General features: G+C 44.4%; 20 protein-coding genes. 15 read left to right on the top strand and 5 right to left on the bottom strand.

The window, feature by feature from the left end:
* Positions 1 to 11 precede the first annotated feature (11 nt).
* From FO447_RS02575 to FO447_RS02610, 8 genes are all read left to right on the top strand, one after another.
* Entirely contained in the window at positions 12 to 1,451 is a 1,440-nt protein-coding gene (locus tag FO447_RS02575; protein WP_153085446.1) for an amidophosphoribosyltransferase, read from the top strand.
* A gap of 320 nt (positions 1,452 to 1,771) precedes the next feature.
* A complete protein-coding gene (locus FO447_RS02580; RefSeq protein ID WP_118141806.1) occupies positions 1,772 to 2,314 on the top strand; it encodes a hypothetical protein in 543 nt (180 codons plus the stop codon).
* Complete coding sequence (locus tag FO447_RS02585) at positions 2,307 to 2,750, top strand: hypothetical protein (protein WP_118141808.1); 444 nt, start codon at positions 2,307 to 2,309, stop codon at positions 2,748 to 2,750. The genes FO447_RS02580 and FO447_RS02585 overlap by 8 nt, the downstream gene beginning before the upstream one ends.
* Before the next feature lie 361 nt (positions 2,751 to 3,111).
* Positions 3,112 to 3,402: a hypothetical protein gene (locus FO447_RS02590; protein WP_147337022.1), complete on the top strand. Its 291-nt coding sequence runs from the start codon at positions 3,112 to 3,114 to the stop codon at positions 3,400 to 3,402.
* Positions 3,393 to 3,722, top strand: coding sequence for a type II toxin-antitoxin system RelE/ParE family toxin (locus FO447_RS02595; protein ID WP_117692734.1), 330 nt, complete (start codon positions 3,393 to 3,395; stop codon positions 3,720 to 3,722). The genes FO447_RS02590 and FO447_RS02595 overlap by 10 nt, the downstream gene beginning before the upstream one ends.
* 79 nt (positions 3,723 to 3,801) lie before the next feature.
* On the top strand, positions 3,802 to 4,017 hold the full coding sequence (locus FO447_RS02600; RefSeq protein WP_118189900.1) for a DUF3791 domain-containing protein: 216 nt from the start codon (positions 3,802 to 3,804) through the stop codon (positions 4,015 to 4,017).
* Positions 4,014 to 4,502: a DUF3990 domain-containing protein gene (locus FO447_RS02605; RefSeq protein WP_117692738.1), complete on the top strand. Its 489-nt coding sequence runs from the start codon at positions 4,014 to 4,016 to the stop codon at positions 4,500 to 4,502. The genes FO447_RS02600 and FO447_RS02605 overlap by 4 nt, the downstream gene beginning before the upstream one ends.
* Positions 4,499 to 4,717 carry a hypothetical protein gene (locus FO447_RS02610; protein WP_117692740.1) on the top strand — a complete coding sequence of 73 codons (219 nt, stop codon included), beginning with the start codon at positions 4,499 to 4,501 and terminating at the stop codon, positions 4,715 to 4,717. Before FO447_RS02605 ends, FO447_RS02610 begins: the two co-directional genes overlap by 4 nt.
* Positions 4,718 to 4,771: 54 nt before the next feature.
* Here the strand turns inward: FO447_RS02610 and FO447_RS02615 are convergent, their stop codons facing one another.
* Both FO447_RS02615 and FO447_RS02620 read right to left on the bottom strand, forming a co-directional pair.
* Positions 4,772 to 6,670, bottom strand: coding sequence for a hypothetical protein (locus FO447_RS02615; protein WP_200757511.1), 1,899 nt, complete (start codon positions 6,668 to 6,670; stop codon positions 4,772 to 4,774).
* Between the two features lie 27 nt (positions 6,671 to 6,697).
* A complete protein-coding gene (locus FO447_RS02620) occupies positions 6,698 to 8,005 on the bottom strand; it encodes a carcinine hydrolase/isopenicillin-N N-acyltransferase family protein (protein WP_200757513.1) in 1,308 nt (435 codons plus the stop codon).
* A gap of 272 nt (positions 8,006 to 8,277) precedes the next feature.
* On the opposite strand from FO447_RS02620, the gene FO447_RS02625 reads away from it, so the two are divergent.
* From FO447_RS02625 to FO447_RS02645, 5 genes are all read left to right on the top strand, one after another.
* On the top strand, positions 8,278 to 9,291 hold the full coding sequence (locus FO447_RS02625; protein WP_200757515.1) for a helix-turn-helix transcriptional regulator: 1,014 nt from the start codon (positions 8,278 to 8,280) through the stop codon (positions 9,289 to 9,291).
* A 153-nt stretch (positions 9,292 to 9,444) separates the two neighbouring features.
* Complete coding sequence (locus FO447_RS02630) at positions 9,445 to 10,773, top strand: TolC family protein (RefSeq protein WP_200757517.1); 1,329 nt, start codon at positions 9,445 to 9,447, stop codon at positions 10,771 to 10,773.
* 98 nt (positions 10,774 to 10,871) lie between these two features.
* A complete protein-coding gene (locus tag FO447_RS02635; RefSeq protein ID WP_200757519.1) occupies positions 10,872 to 11,984 on the top strand; it encodes an HlyD family secretion protein in 1,113 nt (370 codons plus the stop codon).
* A gap of 28 nt (positions 11,985 to 12,012) precedes the next feature.
* On the top strand, positions 12,013 to 13,707 hold the full coding sequence (locus FO447_RS02640; RefSeq protein ID WP_200757521.1) for an MFS transporter: 1,695 nt from the start codon (positions 12,013 to 12,015) through the stop codon (positions 13,705 to 13,707).
* A 103-nt stretch (positions 13,708 to 13,810) separates the two neighbouring features.
* Entirely contained in the window at positions 13,811 to 14,674 is an 864-nt protein-coding gene (locus FO447_RS02645; RefSeq protein WP_200757523.1) for a helix-turn-helix domain-containing protein, read from the top strand.
* Between the two features lie 77 nt (positions 14,675 to 14,751).
* Here the strand turns inward: FO447_RS02645 and FO447_RS02650 are convergent, their stop codons facing one another.
* From FO447_RS02650 to proS, 3 genes are all read right to left on the bottom strand, one after another.
* Positions 14,752 to 15,144, bottom strand: a complete 393-nt coding sequence (locus FO447_RS02650) for a hypothetical protein (RefSeq protein ID WP_117726995.1) — start codon at positions 15,142 to 15,144, stop codon at positions 14,752 to 14,754.
* A gap of 153 nt (positions 15,145 to 15,297) precedes the next feature.
* Complete coding sequence (locus tag FO447_RS02655; RefSeq protein WP_147330095.1) at positions 15,298 to 15,720, bottom strand: hypothetical protein; 423 nt, start codon at positions 15,718 to 15,720, stop codon at positions 15,298 to 15,300.
* 47 nt (positions 15,721 to 15,767) lie between these two features.
* Complete coding sequence (proS, locus tag FO447_RS02660) at positions 15,768 to 17,249, bottom strand: proline--tRNA ligase (protein WP_200757525.1); 1,482 nt, start codon at positions 17,247 to 17,249, stop codon at positions 15,768 to 15,770.
* A gap of 286 nt (positions 17,250 to 17,535) precedes the next feature.
* On the opposite strand from proS, the gene FO447_RS02665 reads away from it, so the two are divergent.
* Together FO447_RS02665 and mtgA are read left to right on the top strand one after the other, a co-directional pair.
* Entirely contained in the window at positions 17,536 to 18,225 is a 690-nt protein-coding gene (locus FO447_RS02665; RefSeq protein WP_119229376.1) for an OmpA family protein, read from the top strand.
* Positions 18,226 to 18,261: 36 nt separating this feature from the next.
* Positions 18,262 to 18,996: a monofunctional biosynthetic peptidoglycan transglycosylase gene (gene mtgA, locus FO447_RS02670; protein WP_118140705.1), complete on the top strand. Its 735-nt coding sequence runs from the start codon at positions 18,262 to 18,264 to the stop codon at positions 18,994 to 18,996.
* Positions 18,997 to 19,061 lie beyond the last annotated feature (65 nt).

A 19,061-nucleotide genomic window follows, 5' to 3' on the forward strand; every position in this document is an offset into this window, starting at 1 on the left:
ATTATACTCTTATGGGAGGCATTTTCGGAACTATTTCCAAGAAAAGCTGTGTCGCTGATCTCTTTTACGGCACAGATTACAACTCACATCTCGGCACACGCCGGGGCGGTTTGGCAACCTACAGTAGTGAGAAGGGCTTCGTGCGCTCTATCCACAATCTGGAAAGTTCATACTTCAGAACGAAGTTTGAACCTACACTCAACAAGTTTGAAGGAGCTACATCGGGCATCGGCGTGATTAGCGATACAGATGCCCAGCCACTTATCATGAACTCTCATCTTGGCCGCTTTGCCATTTGCACCGTAGCTAAGATAGTAAACAAGGATGAACTTACTCAGCTTCTGCTCGAAAAGAACATGCACTTTGCAGAGATGTCTTCGGGTAGTACCAATCCTACAGAGTTGGTGGCTCTGCTTATTATTCAGGGTAAAACCTTCAGAGAAGGTATCGAAAACGTTTTCCATCACATCAAAGGTTCCTGCACCATGATGATCCTTACCGAGGATGGCATCATCTGTGCGCGTGACAGTTGGGGACGTACTCCAATCATCATCGGCAAGAAGGAAGGTGCCTATGCAGCTTCCAGCGAAACCACCTCGTTCCCTAACCTTGATTATGAAACAGCATATGAGGTAGGACCAGGCGAAATCGTGAAGATTAAAGCTGATGGCATGGAGCAAATCCGTCCTGCCAACAAGAAGATGCAGGTTTGCTCTTTCCTCTGGGTTTACTACGGATTCCCTACATCTACCTACGAGGGCAAGAATGTAGAGGAGGCGCGTTTTACCAACGGCTTTAATCTCGCCAAGACCGATGATGTGGAGGTAGACTGCTGCAGCGGTATTCCTGATTCGGGTACGGGTATGGCGATGGGATATGCTGCCGGAAAGGGTGTACCTTACCAGCGCTGCATTGCCAAGTATACTCCTACATGGCCTCGCAGTTTTACTCCTAGCAACCAGAGCATGCGTTCACTGGTAGCCAAGATGAAACTGATTCCTAACAAGGCGATGCTCAAGGGCAAGCGTGTGTTGTTCTGCGATGACAGTATCGTTCGTGGTACCCAGCTTCGCGACAACGTGAAGGTGCTTTTCGACCAGGCTGGCTTGAAGGAGTGCCATATGCGTATTGCGTGTCCTCCATTGGTATATGGTTGTCCATTCATCAACTTCACTTCTTCAAAGAGTGATATGGAGCTGATTACCCGCCGCATCATCGAGAAGTTTGAAGGCGATGCCAACAAGAATCTTGAGAAATACGCTACCACCGGTTCTCCAGAGTATCAGAGAATGGTAGATGAGATTGCCAGCCAGTTGGGCTTGACTTCCCTGAAGTTCAACACCATCGAGCAACTGGTAGAGGCCATCGGTCTTCCAAAGTGCCAGGTATGTACCCATTGTTTCGATGGCAGCAGCGCATATACTCTTGATGAGTTTGCTGATGAAGACTAAAGTAAGAATATAAGTTCTTGATAGATAAGAAGATAGGTCTAGCGATCCCGCAAAACGCGGTGTAGCTAGACCTATTTTATTTTCCTTTTATATGGTATCGTAATACCCCCTGCGAAATAAAACTGTCACAACTGTCATGTAACGCTTCTGAGTAGGAAGCGTGAGGGCTAAATATATAGCTTTCAATCACTTGTGATATGATACGAATACAGACAGAATCGGAAAATAATGTGGTTTATATTGTTTTCTTCTCGAAAAATTTGGTAGTTACGAAAAAGCAACGTATCTTTGCAGCACATGTTTAGTAAAAAGAAAAAAGTATGAGTGAAGTAAAGCCATATAAATTACCGGAAGAAAAAACAAGTATAGTTTCTGATTCCATGGCAGTCCGTATTACTCCTGATACGGATATTGTTACCTTGCGCCATAATGTGATGGATGCGGTGTATGCTACAACAGATCAGAATGCTTTGTATAGTTGTTTGGTTTTCTTGTCAAGTCAAAAGCAAACTTTACAATCTTCAGTAAAGAAAGAACTTTTGAATCGTTTAGATGAATTGTCAAAGCTTCCAGATGGTTGGGATGGTGAAGGTAGTCTTGCTCTCTCAAGAAATATCGTGGATTTTGTGAAGCGAATTATTCTGCTAGCTACTGATACTAGTCTGCAAAATTGGGTAGCTTTTCCTGATGCACGAGGTTGTATATATTTAGATTACACGGAAGACAATAATATAGCAGGTGTTACTATAACCAATCATCAGGTTGTAGCATTTATCAAACGGGATGGTCATTTGTCAAAATTCAGTTTTGATAAGTTGGATGAAAAGGAAGTATTGTCATTATTGGAAAAAGCTCATGGATAAACTGATTTCTGAAATAGCAGACGATGAAAAGGTTGCAAGAATCCTGTTCTCGCCTTCTCATATTTATAAAGGGCGTGTTTCGCCGAAGGCTTTTAAACTTGAAAAGTTGAAGAGTGGTGCTGAAGACTATATTTCAGTATTAAGATATAATGCAGATCAATTAGATTCTGTATCAGCTGTTTTTCGTCCTAGAACGAAAGGAGACTCTCGATATGGATTTACATTTTTAAATGTTTTGGATGTTCGAAACCTGGATTATGAATTTAACAACAGAAGGGTGGAGCTATTGCCAAAACCAAGCAAGCGATTACCGTTACATGCTGGAATCTTTTTATCAATTGATGGAAGATTGCAGACTGCCGATGATGTTTCTCCTGATATAGATTTTTTCCAAAAAGAACTTGCCATGCTTTGTGATGGGGTGCATAAATTTTAATCTGCCCCGAACGTTGGAAAAGTATCCTAGTTTTTCATCCGGGTGAAATCTTTACATCTTCGCCTTTTGAGGCTATCGGTCTTCCAAAGTGCCGGGTATGTACCCTTTGTTTCGATGGCAGCAGCGCATATACTCTGAATGAGTTTGCTGATGAAGACTAATTCATCTTTTTGCGAGATAAATAAATATGTAAGTGGCGAAATGAGTAGGCTGACAGTCTGCTGGTTTCGCCATTCTTTGTTTGTCCTCTTCTGTTAAGCAAATACTTTGTGATACATTTTTGTGTTAAAATTTCGAATATTCTTTGAATTATCAGATAATTACCGTATTTTTGCAGAAAGGTTTTAAAATAGAGATGATTATGAAACTATCAGATTATAGCAATATAACATCGACTCCTGTTTGGAATGAAGTGAAAAACTGGAGTGACGATGACAAGAATGAGCTTATCACATTGCTTTATACAACAATGGATAAGGTAAATCCTTATGTCGTTCCTGAGTCTGATGAGATAGAAGCTTTTGTGAACGAGATTCCTCGTGAAGCCTTGGCAGCTAGTGTGGAGATGGCATTAAAGGATCATGAAAATGGTAATACCATTTCCCATTCAGAATTAATGAGTCGTATAAAAGCGGAACGAGGATGGAAATAGAATGGTCACTGCTTGCTTCAAGACAATTGAACGATGTTTTAGATTTTGTAGCAACAGAATATGGTTCTATAACAGCAAGAAAAGTGTTTGATAAGTTCGATGCTAATGTTAATAGTTTACTGAGAAATCCAAATCGTGGCATATTAGATTCTGATTTGTCAGATTCTCAATTTACAGTTAGACATTTGCAGCTATTCCCTAATGTGCTCTATTATGTAGTGAAAGGTGATTCCATAATAATTTCAGCCGTAATGCATTATAAGCAGTCTCCTCAAACTGTGTATAAAACAGTTATGCAATCATTAGAAAGGTATAGATAGAGCTGAGGGTGTATTCTTATTAGAGAAAGCTCATGTAAAATCAACTATATGTGGCTGAGCCACAGAAAGGAGAATAATAATGGATAAAGAAAAACAAGGCAAGGCTGTATTTGTGTCATTCTGCATAGAACAATATGCTAAGGCAAAGAATATGTCTACAGAAGATGTAGTGAATTTGTTTGAACAGTATGGCATAGCTGAGCATTTCTGTGAATTCTATGAAGTGCTTCATACACAAGGTGGTCAGTGGCTGATAGAAGAAATTGACAAAATGATAAACGAAAGAAGAAAATGAGCAAAATATATCATGGAAGTATTGAGGAAGTTAGAAATCCGGAAATACGTCAACCTAACCGTTCTCTTGACTATGGGTTCGGTTTCTATACAACAACTTCTTACGAACAGGCAAAGAAATGGGTAGAGAGAAGAATGAAAGATAAGGGAGTAGCTGTCGGATACATAAATATCTACGAGTTGGATGATAACGCTCTAAAGAATATGAAATCACTCTTCTTCGAAAAACCAACAGAAGAATGGGTGAATTTTGTTATGAGGAATCGTACAGATAGACAATTTATCCACGATTATGATGTTGTGTATGGGCCTGTAGCAAACGATAGCGTTTACACCCAATTCGCACTCTATGAAGGCGGCATCATCAGTTTGCCTACTCTCATTAAAGAGTTGAAAACTTATAAATTAGTTGACCAGTATCTTTTCCATACAGAGAAGTCACTGCTTGCCATTAAATTTGTTGAATCAGAAATCATACAGTTATGAGTGCAAAAATAACACAAGATAATCTTTATATGTTGTTGCCATTGAAGATTGGATGGCTTGCTCCTTGGCTCTCGCAAGACAAGGGTATAAGTCTTACAGATGCCATCAATCGTATATATCATTCACAACTATATAAAAAGCTGTCTACAGAAAGTACCAAATATTGGCATTTAGGTCCTGTGGACTTGTATAATGAACTGAAGAAAGAACTATAAGAAGATAGGTCTAGCGACCCCGCTTAGCGCGGTGTAGCTAGACCTATTTTTATATTATTTCTCGGCAAAATCTTCTTTTGCATAAATCTTGTTACAATCGATGTTGGAGATATCCCACTGGAGAGACAATACCTGATTGTACTTCTTGTATTTATAGGTTTTGCCATTTACTGTAGTAAACTTAACCTCGTAATTATCTGCTATTCTCAATGGTGGAGTTGTAATGCTGGAACCATTCTGCAGGGTAGATTTATAGCTCCAGATAGCTTTCTGTTCTCCCTTCTTGTAAATCTCAATGTTTGAGATGGCAACTTTGTCGTTCAGATTGTTTGTGAACTGAAGCGGTGCATAGCGATCTCGTGTGAAAGGTTGCAGGTCGATGACGTAATTAACATTACCTATGTCTGTATAGGTGAATGTATGAAGATCTTTTTTGGATGAGACAAAACTCATGGCACCATAGGTTGGCCTAGCGATAAACCTGATGTCTATAGGCGATTCATCCGAATTGTCTTTCATTTTTGGCATATACCATGCCCATGCAGCATTCACTTCGGCAGTAGCTCTATATATGTTGGAATTTCCTTCCTCAAATCCACGGTAACTTTGCCATCTGAAATATGGCAGGTTCTTGAATACCAGCTCATAGGCTGCAATGTTCTTCCTCTGCGTATTCTTGATGTCCATGTCGTTAATGGTATAGGTCTTGGAGTGAGTCCATGACCATGCTGCCTTCAGGTTGTATTTTTTTTCAGCATATGGCATGTCTCCCTTTACTCCTGCTGCTACGGATACCCCAGCTTCTACACCACGAGTATGTGAAGAGGTATAGGTAACCTGGTTAATTGTTGTTTGTGGACTAGGTGTTCCGCTCGCTGTAAAAAATATATCGTCTGTACCCAATTCCGTATATACCTTTTTGCCATTCTTTGTCTCACATTTCAACGGGATACATTCCATGGCGAATGCTTTGCCGTAGAAACCGCAAATACGTACATACGAACCTCCGTGTCTGTTCCACCATCTACCCTTGTACATGTCATTATTGCTTACGCTTGACGACATGTTCACTATATAGTAATCGCCCGAACCTGCCTGGCCATCATAGCAATGAACCTGATAGATGTCAAACGAAACATTGATGGCTCCGCTGCCTTCGATATAATCCCGTTTCGACAATGCCAGATGGCGAACTTCCTTTTTGTCATTATAAGTAAAAGTCTTACCATAATGGTACTGGGTAAAATCCTTGCTGAGGTCATCATCACCATTTGAATTTTCTACTTTCTTTTCTTCGTATTTGTTCATATCTGCTACCCATCCGTTCAGATAGGTATAGATGTCGTTGTCCCCAAGTTCCGGATCTACAGCATCCAAGTCGGCCATCTCATCACCGGAGCCGTCATTATTCAGGTCTTCTTCCTGTAGTTCTGGCTGATTCCATTCCACGTCATCAAACAGATTGGTATATGATTGGGTTTCAGCCGCTTCCTGGCTGTTGTCAACGAATACCTCGTCCTGGTTAGGTTCATATACCTTGTAGCTATACCCCTGACCGTCCGTAGCCGATAGCAGAATATCATCAGAAGGCTGGTAGGTTGCTACAATTCCGCCCTGCTCCATAACTTGCTCAGCTTCCTTCTGGTATTTATCCCCGGCAGGGATAATCAGCAGGTCGGTTGATTCCGAAACCGTGGCTTGTCTGTTAGGGAAGAGGAGTTCACAGGCTTTCCTCATTTCAGCCTTTTCGCTCAATCCCAGCATTACAGTATTGCCCTTATATTGAACACCAGTTATAGCGCTGTTGAAATGGGTTTCTTCATCTGATGGTGGAAAGTTTTCCGCCGAAGACGTTTTGTCATCATCCGAACAGCCTGTAAACATAGTCAGCGAAGCTATGAGAAGCATCACCAAGTAAGTAGCCTTGTTTAAAAATAATGTTACTTTTTTCATAATCTTGTCCATTTATCAGTTAATGTGTTATTTTGCATAGAACGTAAACTTGTTCTTGTAATCTCTGTTCACGCAGACGGTTGCCTTGCGCTGGGAGAGATTGTATACCACCGACCACTGGGTATGGCTCGTTGGATTGCCTGGAGTTTCTGCCTGACTCACACCATTGAGCAGATTCATGGCTCCTTCCTCTGACAACTGGTTACTGTTCTGCTTGATGACGAATTCCATCATGTCGTAGCGGGTCTTGCCGTGGTTCGAGAGTTTCGGACCTTTATCTGAACATGCCATGGTTTCAGATACATAGAAGTTGCTGGCATAGCGCTTTTCTATCACCTCGCGGGTGTTTGGCAATACGTCAGGATATTTGAAATGAGTCTTTCCGTCTTCACCCGTATATTCATCGTCGATGTAAATCTTGCTTTGGTGATCCTTGTCATATACGAATTCTACGATGGCATAACGGCCCGTGGCATCTGCCATGTAGAAATGATAGTTGCCGTCATTATCCGGTATCCAGAGGTCATATCCGTCCAGAATCTTGAGAGCTTCATCTACCGTTCTTGCATGATCCAGCATCATGCGTAAGGCCAGGGTTGTAGTCAGTTTCTTGCCCGTGCTTGCCTGCTGGGTTGGCTTGCCGTCGAGATGGAGTACGGATACGGCAAAGCCTGCCTCGTTCATGCCGTCCATCAGAAGATATGGGAATGCCATGATATAGGAAAGGTCTTGCGTCTTATGTTTCTCAAACTGTTCCTTGTTATATAGAATGTAATGCCAGAGATCCTGCCGGTAACCTATCCAGTAGGCATCCACCATGCTGATGGATTTCAGTCCACCTTCTGGAGCCGTGCGAACCAGGGCTGCTGCAATCGGTTCATTATCGTGAGAGTAGTCAAAGTTGCGCCCCATCAGATAATCACCAGTATCTGGTGTCGTAACAGCAAAGGCACTGCAGCCGGCATCCAGCTTGACTTTTGCCTTGAGCCAGGATGGTGTTTTGTCGCAGAGGGTTTTCAATACGGCACCAATCAGTTGGGTGTTGTCGGTAAGATTATAGCCTGATATGGTAGAGAGTTTGTAATCCTCCGTATAGTCAAGATAGAAGAATCTTCCGTCTTTCAAGTCCTGGATGGACCGGACCATCTCCAGTTTCTTGGCATCGGTCAGCAGACTGGCTGGTACGTCCTGATAGTGTGCCTGATTGTTTACTTCTCCATGGTCATCATCGCTGCACGAAGATAGCAGAAACATACAGAATGTGATGCTGAAACTTAAGCATAAAAACAGAAACCATTGTATGTGCTTACTGTTGAAAGTGATATTCTTTTTCATACGTAATTAGTATTAAATGATTGATAAATGATTTGAATTTTCAAATGCAAAAGTAATGGAAAACCACTCTCGGTAGGGAGAAAAGTACACTGAAAAATGCTGATTTTTCTGGAATTATAAAAAAATATCCCTCAAAATACATCAAAACCAATCTTTTTTATTATTTTTGCAAGAAGAAAAAGCGATTCGTCTGTCTGTGCAAAATGATTCGTCAGTCAGGGCAAACCTGCCTCATCTGTCAATACGAAATAATTTATCTATCCATTATGAATATGAAAGAAAAGAACGCAAAGAAATCTAAGATACATCAGTTAGGGTTCTCTTTCCTGAAGAGAGAATCTAATTACTTGGACCGCCAACGTCAAGCTATCCTTGTGTGTTTCTCCGTGATGCTCTCTTTGGGCATCCTGTCAAATATCCTGGGCTTGTCTGGAGCCTTTGATTCGTTTTTTACCGTGTCTAACATCGTTTTTCTGATTGTCGTGTTATCCTCCTTCATGGCTTATCTCTTCGGGAAAATCCCAATGGTGAGGGCTATCGTTTGTATCGCTATCGCCACCCAGTGCTTTATCGGAGCTGATATCCTCTATAGTGCCTTTATGCCTACGCTGAAAGATAACAGAATGGTGATTCTCATCAATATGCTTATCCTTTCAGGCAACATGTTTTTCTCGCTGGCGGCTTATCAGGCGCGTCTCACACGCTGGCTGGTGGGAATAGCTTTTGGGGTTTATATATTGAGTGTGATTGTAACGGGGGATGAATCGCTCATGGATTATTTCTTCATGATGATGCTCATATTGCTTTTTATCAGCGTGCTGAGTCTGGCTGTTGCCAGAAACGGTGAGTATCTTGTCAATGCGAACAGAACGTTGCAGCGTGATGAGGAAGAACTGCTCCAGGTGCTGAAGATAAACAAAAAGCAGATTAAGGCATACGTGGCTCTGGCGAAGGAAAGGCATGATGTTAAACTTACCGCGCATTTGCTGGATCTTCTGGGTGAGGCTTCGCAGAAGAATGTAATAGACAATGTGATGCAATATCTCCAGACCCGCGAATTGAGCAAACAGAACATAGAACGCGTCTTTCCCGAGTTGAGTGCCTCTGAACAGGAAATCTGTTACCTTATCCTGCAGAACAGAAAGCTGAGTGAGATTTGCACGCTGCTCAACAAGTCGGAATCGAACATCACTACCCAGCGGGCCAACATCAGAAAGAAGTTGGGAATGGGCTCTGCTGATAACCTGAAGAAGGTTCTGGAGAAGCGCATAGCTGAAAGCCAGTAGGCCGATGAGGCTGATACTGAACCATATCCTGTTATTTTCGGAAATTTTGAACATATTGTGATAAGATGTGAATAGTCATTTATCACCGAAAAGCCGTACCTTTGCACCCAGATAATAAATGAAACGTAAATCAATAGAAATCATTAAGAAGAAATGAAGAAAATAATCATCTTATGTTTCGCGCTCGGAGCTTTCCATACACTTGACGCACAGGAGACGCTTACGCTCAGCCAGTGCCTGCAGATGGCAGTGGATAATAACCTGTCGCTCCAGAGCAGCCGAAACGAAATAGCTAAGGGAAAGTACGCTATCAGCGAAAATCAGGCTAAACTCTATCCGCAGATCAATGCGGTGGCACAGCTCAACGACAACTTTACGCCGCCTGTTTCGGTTACCGACGGCTCGGCTTACGGCAAGCCTTATAATGTAACCAAGACGTTGCAGTATAATGCATCGGCGGGTGTACAATTGCAGATGCCGCTGTATAACCAGATGATTCTTACCGCCATCGACATCACCAAGATTGCCGATAAGCTCAATCAGCTCTCTTATGAGAAGGCGCGTGAAGACCTCATCGTGCAGACTGCCAAGATGTATTACATGGCGCAGAACACATCTGAGCAGATTCGTCTGACGGATGACAACATCAAGCGACTGGTAGAACTCAGAAACATCACCCAGGCTTTCTATGATAACCAGATGAGTCTGGAGGTCGATCTGAAGCGAGTGAATCTCAATATCGAGAACCTCACCGTGCAGCGCGATAACGCCATCGCCATGCTCGAACAGCAGTATACCATGCTCAAGTATGTGATAGATTATCCTGCCGAGAAGGAGATGAAGGTGACAGCCGTAGATCCGGGAAAGATTGAGATGGTGAAGGCTGACGGACTGGATACGGGACTCTACGAACTCCAGTTGCTGGAACAGAAGAAACAACTCACGAAGAAGCAGACCAAACTAGCCAAGGACGGTTATCTGCCATCGCTCTCGCTGACCGGAACCCTGATGTATTCTGCCTTTACCGATAGGATAGATCACTGGATTCATTCGGGCGAGTCGAACCACTGGTATGGTTCCAATGGTCTGGGCATTCAACTGAGAGTGCCTGTATTCGATGGTTTTGAAAAGCGTTCTAAAATCAGAAAGGCGAAGATAGAGGAGGAGAATGCACGCATAGGTTACGAGGACGCCCTGAAGGGACTGCAAGCAAACTATATGAATGCGGTGAGCGAGGTGAACAACAGTCAGCGCAACTACAAGAAGCAGTTTGATAATTATACCATGGCTCAGGATGTTTACAACGTAACAGCCGACCAGTATAAGGAGGGTGTGGCTTCGATGACAGCGGTGCTGCAGGACGAGATGCGCATGAGTGAGGCGATGAACAATTATCTCACAGCCTACTATCGCTACAAGGTTGCCAATCTCTCGCTGCTCAAGTTGACTGGACAGCTCAACCAGATTTCGGTTGCTAAATAACAGAGAAGAATAAATCATTAAAAAATAAAATATAAACAGGAAAACGGGATGTAAAAAAGTTTACTTCATATTCCCTGATTCCAAATTACAATATAACTATGGAACAGAACGAAAATAAAAATGTAGAAACATCAGAGGCTACACAGGTATCTCACGAAGAAACCAGGAAGAAACTCAAGAAACAGCGCGTAAGACAGATTGTTGCCAGTCTGATAGGTGTTGCTATCCTGGCTTTCGGACTCTGGAAAATCGTATGCCTCTTCCTCGATTATAACTCTAACGAAACGAGCAATGATGCTCAGATAGAGCAATATATCTCACCGGTTAATCTCCGTGCATCCGGCTATATCGCCAAGGTATGCTTCAGAGAACATCAGGAAGTACACAAGGGAGATACCCTCCTTGTGCTCGACGACCGGGAGTATCGTATCCGTCTGATGGAGGCTGAAGCAGCCCTCAAGGATGCCAAGGCTGGAGCCAATGTCATCAACGCTACAGAGCAGACCACCGAGACATCAGCTTCTATCTATCAGGCATCTATCGATGAAATAAATGTACGACTTGCCAAACTTGCCAAGGACTGCGAACGCTATCGCAACCTGGTAGAAAAGAAGGCAGCTACTCCTATCCAGCTCGAACAGCTGGAGGTGGAATATGCTGCTACCAAGAAGAAACTCGAAGGGGTAAAGAAGCAGCAGGCTGCTGCCTATAAGGGAGTAAACGAGGTAACTACCCGCAAGCAGAATGTGGCTGCCTCCATCGAGCGTGCCGAGGCTGCCGTAGAGATGGCAAAGCTGAATCTCTCTTACTGTGTGGTAGTGGCTCCTTGTGATGGTAAACTGGGTCGCCGCTCTATCGAGGAGGGACAGATGGTGAATGCAGGAACCACCATTACCTACATCATTCCAACCAACAACAAATGGGTGATTGCCAACTATAAGGAAACCCAGATAGAGAATCTCTATGTAGGACAGAAGGTGCGTATGACCGTAGATGCCATCAGTAACAAGGAGTTTGAGGGTACGGTGACCGCCATTTCTGGTGCTACCGGTTCGAAATATTCGCTGGTACCAACAGACAATTCGGCTGGAAACTTTGTCAAGATTCAGCAGCGTGTGCCTGTAAGAATCGATTTCAACAACCTCAGCAAAGAGGATAATGAGCATCTTGCTGCCGGCATGATGGTGGTTGTCAAGGCTGAGAGAAAGTAAAAACAGCTAGATGGAAAAGAAGTAATATATGGAAGAAGAATATAAGAATTATCCGTTTTATGATTGGGTACCCAAACCGCTCGGCATCATCTTCATGATCATCCTCTTCGTGCCGATGATTACGATGAGTGGTGTCTATTCTGCCAACAGCGGCGAGATGATGAGCGGGCTCGGCATCCAGTCGGAATACATCGCCTTTGCGGGCTTCTGCACCTCAATAGGAATGGCGGCTTTCTCGCCGTTCTTCTATGATCTGGTGTGCATCCGTAGAGAGAAGATGATGTGTATCGTGGGCTTCTCCATTCTCTTTATCCTCAGTTTCGTGTGTGCCCAGACCGACTCGCTGTTCATACTCGGACTGTGCAGTCTGCTGATGGGTTTTGTCCGTCAGACGCTGCTGATGGCGCATCTCTTCGTGCTCATCAGATATGGTTTCGGAATAGAGGCTACGAGGAATATCACGCCGGGATGTGAGCCTACTACCGAGGAAGCATGGGATGCGGTAGATTCGGAGAAGATGGTTTCGCAGCCGGTCATCTATCTCTTCTTCATGATTATCGGACAGTTGGGAACCTGGCTAACGGCATGGCTTGCCTATGCCTATGAGTGGCAGTATGTTTATCATTTCATGATGGCATTCATGCTGGCAGGCATCATCATCGTGTTCTTCACCATGCCTTATCATGAGTATCCGATGCCTAAGTTCCCGATAACGATGTCGAAGTTTGGCAATGTTACGGTGTTCAGTATCATGCTCTGTTCGTTTGCTTATGTCATGGTTTTCGGCAAGACGCTCGACTGGTTTGATGATCCTACCATCCGTTTCTCTTCGGTGGTCTGTCTTATCTTTACCGCTCTGTTCATCTATCTGGAGAAGACGAGGCGTTCACCTTATTTCATCATGGAGGTGTTCCAGCTCAGGGTCATCAACTACGGTATCCTGCTCTTCTTCCTGCTGATGGTCTGCAATTCGAGTGCCATGTTTGTCAATGTGTTCACCAATGTGAGCATGAAGATAGACAACTGGCAGAACGCCACCTTGGGCAACTGGGTGATGGTGGGCTATACCGTGGGACTGATATTTGCCGTCATCGCCAGAGCCAAGAATGTTCACCTGAAGTGGATGTACTGTCTGGGCTTCCTCTTTATCGGAGCCTATGCGCTGTACATGTATTTCGAAGTACAGAACGACGGCATGTATGAGCGTATGAAATGGCCTATCATCATCCGTTCTACGGGAATGATGCTGCTCTATTCGCTCATCTCCACGATAGCCAACCAGCGCATGCCTTACCGCTTCATGTCAACCTGGGTTTGCATCATGCTTACCGTTCGTATGGTCATTGCCCCTTGCATCGGCTCGGCGCTCTATACCAATGTGCTGCAGCACAGACAGCAGTATTATGTAACCCGCTTTGCCCAGGATTACGATCGCACGAGCATCGAGACGGCGAAGACTTACGACCAGACGGTGAGAGGCATGCAATATCAGGGCAAGAGTGTAACCGAGGCGCAGAATATGGCTGCCATGAGTACGAAGGGAAAGGTACAGGTACAGGCCACGCTGGTGAGTATTAAGGAGATGGCAGGCTGGACCTTCTACGGCTGTCTGCTATGTGCCGGACTGATGCTCGTTCTCCCTTGGCGCAAGCGCAATATCGGGGAACTGACGCGTGAGTATCTGCTGAAGAATGTAGATGTGAAATCCCTGGGAAGAAGGTAGGGGAGTGCTAAAATATCATAAAAGATACAGGCTGCTCATCTGATGAATGGATATTTTTGTTATCTTCGCAGTTAAATCTGAAGATAACAGACCCATATTCATCATGAAAATAACAGATAATATCATCATATATGAGGCTCATGAGTTTCCTCAGCTGTTGATGCAGCCTTTCTACTCCGACTATGTCGGAATCGTAATCTGTCATCAGGGGATGTTCCGTTTCTGCGTAGACGGAACATCCTTTGTTGCATCTGAGGGTGAAACCGTTTTCCTCTCCAAAGGAGTGATGTTTCATGTGCAGGAAGCGGGCAAGAACCTTAAATATACCCTTCTTTTTTACCGTGCTGAACAGATTCGTCACATGTTGGGCAATACCGTGGTTACCATGCGTCTTTATGCTACGATTTATCCCAAACCCTGTCATGTCAGGACGACGGGTTATGAGGATATGCTCACTTCTTATGCCCTGATGCTGAGGAAGCTGGAGCAGGAAAAAGAGAAGAGTGGTGAACTGGATGCCTATTGTGTGCATGAGCAGAAACTGTTGCTGATGGCTGTTACGTACCGGTTGTGCAGCATCTTCTCGGCATCGTTCAAGGCTGCCGGCAAGGAGATGGAGAGGAAGATAGCCATCTTTGAGTCGCTGGTGCTGCTGATAGAGAAGAATTATATGCGTGAGCGCAGTGTGGCTTTCTATGCAGACGAACTTTGTCTTACACCGAAATATCTGTCGGTACTGGTCAAGTCAGTTTGCGGTCAGACGGTCCAGCAGTTGCTTTTCAAGGCGATGATCCGTCGCAGTATCTATCTGATGAAGAACACCACGAAGACGATACAGCAGATAGCCAATGAACTCAGTTTTCCCAATGCTTCAGCCTTCGGAACCTTCTTCAAGAAACATACCGGTCTGTCGCCTAAGCATTATCGTAATTGGGAAGAGGGGAATGAACCGCCTTCTTTCAAATAAAGATTTCATCCTATACCTATAAAATAAAAAAGGGACAGAGGAATTGTGCTGTCCCCTGTCCCGAAACTGTGATATAACTAAAACAACTGAGCGAAAGCCTCGGCTGTCTTTCCTGTATAGGTCTTCATCTCTGTAACTGGCTTGTAACCGAAATCCTTGAAGGCAAGAAGCTGTGTGGCAACAAACTGGTGGTCGTCAGAGATGCAAGCCTGTAACTTCATATTACCCATACTGATTGCAGAAACAGGGAATTTGCTGATTGCTGTTTCTACATCCTTTGGGGGTGCGCTGAGGATGTTCTCAAGCTTTCTTCCATCCTCTGCAGAATATTCCTTCTCTTTTATCTTAATCACACTGTTGGTAGGTTGATAGATGAGCTTGACAGTCAAACCCATGAAACCTTTCTTTACCTGTACATCCTGGAGTGCCAAAACATCAGCACCCATCTCTAAATGATTAATCTTTGCCATAATTTTATACTGTTATTTGCTTATTCTTAATTCTTGAAAAATATATATTGAACTGTTTTTTGTTTTGAATAGGGGTGTAACCAGTCTTATCGCAAATCTTAGGAAAGATGCGATAAACCTATATGAAATTTTAAAAAGAGAAAAGAATAAGCACTAACAGAGCAGATGTCGCAGGCAAATGACATAATACTTGCTGGCGACCTCAAAGTGGATTGGGGCAGTTTCCTGTCGGAAAGGCTCCATGCCACCTTCTATAGCTGATAAAAGGGATGATAAATAACGGATTCTATTTGTAAGCAATCTACTGGCAGTCTGACTGTTGTGCATGTTGCCACTTGGCAATAAGCGCTGCGGACGGCTGCTACAGATGCGGTAAGCAAGCTGTGAGGCGTTTTCAAGCTGTGCCTCAGGCTGGCTCTTGTCATACTCAACCTTCGCCAAACCATCTTTCTTATGGCTTGCATCTTCGGTATAAGAATCCTCGGGTGTAAAAGAAATAGAGGCAGCAGATACCTCTCCATAGCCTGAGAAGACCATGGACACCAGAAAAAGGATGTATAGTATCAACTGCCTCATATTAAATATATTATGGTGTCAGGATGAACTCCCGACACCGGGGATGATTAATAACTTCTTGCGATGATGACACGGGCTACGGCTGGCTTGCCGCTTACCATATCTACACCTGGAGTCTGCTCGTAAGCGAAAGGCACGCAACGGATGGTAGCCTGAGTCTCTTCCTTAATCTTAGCCTCGGTCTCGGCTGTACCGTCCCAATGGCAGAGGAAGAAACCACCGTCCTTCACACGCTCCTTGAACTCCTCGTAGTTGTCGCACTCGTAAACGTGAGCATCACGGTAAGCACGAGCCTTCTCGAAGATATTCTTCTGGATGTCTTCCAACATATTCTTTACGCGCTCAACGATACCGTCGAAGCTTACGTTCTCCTTCTCCAAGGTATCACGACGCATAATCTCGATGGTGTTGTTCTCCAAGTCACGGCCACCCATAGCCAGACGTACAGGAACACCCTTCAACTCATAGTCAGCGAACTTGAAGCCAGGACGCTTGGCAGGGTTGTCATCATACTTCACGGTGATGCCCAACTCGCGGAGCTGGTCGATGACAGGCTGCAACTTAGCAGTAATCTGCGCCAACTGCTCGTCGCCCTTGTTGATAGGAACGATAACCACCTGGATAGGAGCCAGCTTTGGAGGCAATACTAGACCATTGTCATCGCTGTGAACCATGATGAGGGCACCCATCAGTCGGGTAGAAACACCCCATGAAGTAGCCCATACGTACTCAGGCTTGTTCTCCTTGTTCAAGTAGGTAACATCGAAGCTCTTTGCGAAGTTCTGACCCAGGAAGTGAGAAGTACCGCTCTGCAGCGCCTTGCCATCCTGCATCATTGCCTCGATGGTATAGGTGTTGAGAGCACCTGCGAAACGCTCAGTCTCACTCTTCACACCCTGCAATACAGGAACGCCCATGTAGTTCTCTGCAAACTCTGCGTAAACCTTGAGCATCTCCTGAGCCTTTGCCTCAGCCTCTTCCTTGGTGGCATGAGCGGTATGACCCTCCTGCCAGAGGAACTCAGAAGTACGGAGGAACGGACGGGTACGCATCTCCCAACGCATTACGTTACACCACTGGTTGCAGAGGATAGGGAGATCACGCCATGAATGGATCCAGTTCTTATAGGTGTTCCAGATGATGGTCTCAGAAGTAGGACGGATGATGAGCTCCTCATCGAGCTTTGCGTTAGGATCAACCTCAACCTCTTTGCCATCCTCTGTAGAACGGAGGCGGTAGTGGGTAACTACGGCACACTCCTTGGCGAAACCTGCCACGTGCTCAGCCTCACGAGAGAAGAAACTCTTCGGGATGAGGAGAGGGAAGTATGCGTTCTGTACACCTGTCTGCTTAAACATCTTGTCGAGCTGCTGCTGCATCTTCTCCCAGATAGCGTAACCGTATGGTTTGATAATCATACAACCACGAACTGGTGACAACTCAGCGAGATCAGCCTTTACTACCAAATCATTGTACCACTGACTGTAGTTGTCAGCGCGCTTGGTTAAATTCTTGAGTTCTTTAGCCATATTGCTTTTTTCTATTTATTTTGTTTTTTATTTCTTCTGTTACTTATATATTAAGGTATAAGCATGAGCCTTCATCATCTGCTGACGGCAGTTCATCTGTCTGCAGGTGTCTGAAATCCTACTTTTAGGGATTTTCCACCCCCAAATAGGTGATTTCCTAGCTCTATTTCGACAAATACCCTTAAATTTGCATGCAAAAATACAAAAAAATATTAGAAAACTCTCCATTATGGAGAAAAAAGAGTTATCTTTGCAATTAAATAACATAAATATAGGAGATTTTAAAATGAAAAAGACTAATTTTGCAGTTGCAGGCCTCTCTTTGTGCTTGCTTTTCTCAAGTTGTGGAACCAATCAGAAGACAGGTACAGCTGTAGGTGCCGGTTCTGGTGCAGCTCTGGGTGCTATCGTTGGTGGATTGCTCAACAATAGCCATCGTGGTACAGGTGCACTTGTTGGTGCTGCTATCGGTGCAGCTGTTGGTGGCGGTGCTGGTAACCTCATCGGAAAGCACATGGATAAGGTGAAGGCTGAGGCTGAACGGGTGAAGAATGCACAGGTTGAGACTGTAACAGATGCCAATGGCTTGTCTGCCGTTAAGGTAACATTTGCTTCTGGTATCCTCTTCCCAACTAACGGTTCTACTCTCAGCAGCAGCGCAAAGACTGATTTGGCTCAGTTTGCCGGTGTATTGAAGAACAATACCGACTGCGAGGTTTCTATTCAGGGTTATACCGATGCTACAGGTAATGACGGTATCAACTTGCCATTGAGCCAGAAGCGTGCTGAGGCAGTTTACAACTATCTTGCTTCTTGCGGTGTTACCAGCCGTCAGGTAAAGAATGTTCAGGGTTTTGGTTCTGCTAACCCTGTAGTGAATACTACTGCTGCTTGTGCCCAGAACCGTCGTGTAGAGGTTTACATGTATGCTAGCCAGGCTATGGTTAACGCAGCCAACAACGGTACATTGAAGTAATAACTTTCATGCTCCCGGAAGGGAAAAAATAAATAGATGATTTTGAATAAAATCAAGAATATAGTAAAATGGGTGGTGGTGCTGTTTTTCAGTACCACCATTCTTGCTGTAGTGGCATATAGATTCATTCCTGTGTATGTCACTCCTCTGATGTTTATCCGATGCTTTCAGCAAGTAGCTGATGGCGAGAGTATTACCCTGCATCATCATTGGGTTTCGATGGATAAGATTTCGCCTCACATGCCTGTGGCGGTGATGGCGAGCGAAGATGCGAGATTTCTGAAACATCACGGTTTCGACTTCAATGCCATCGAGAGTGCGGCGAAGAATAATGCACGTGGTGGAAAGGTGCATGGAGCCAGTACCATCAGTCAGCAGACCGCTAAGAATGTCTTCCTGTGGCCTGGCCGTTCATGGACCCGCAAGGGATTTGAGGTCTACTTTACCTTCCTCATCGAAATGATGTGGAGCAAGCAGCGCATCATGGAGGTTTATCTCAACAGCATTGAGATGGGACCGGGTATCTATGGTGTGGATGCGGTTGCAGAATATCATTTCGACAAGAAAGCGAAAGATCTGTTTCGTGGCGAGTGTGCGCTGATAGCAGCTACACTTCCTAATCCGCGCAAATTCAGTTCGCTGCATCCTAGCGCTTATATGAAGAAGCGCCAGCGACAGATAGAACATCAGATGAGATTTATCCCAACCTTCCCTCGTGAGGGCGAAGATTTCGACCCGGGCACGGCTGTGGGAGGATATAGGGGAAAGTAATATTTAGTTGATAGTTTATAGTTTATAGTTGATAGGGGTGACCTTAAAATAGTTTTTTGCCTCAA

The organism is Segatella copri (assembly GCF_015074785.1).
Taxonomy (GTDB): Bacteria; Bacteroidota; Bacteroidia; order Bacteroidales; family Bacteroidaceae; genus Prevotella.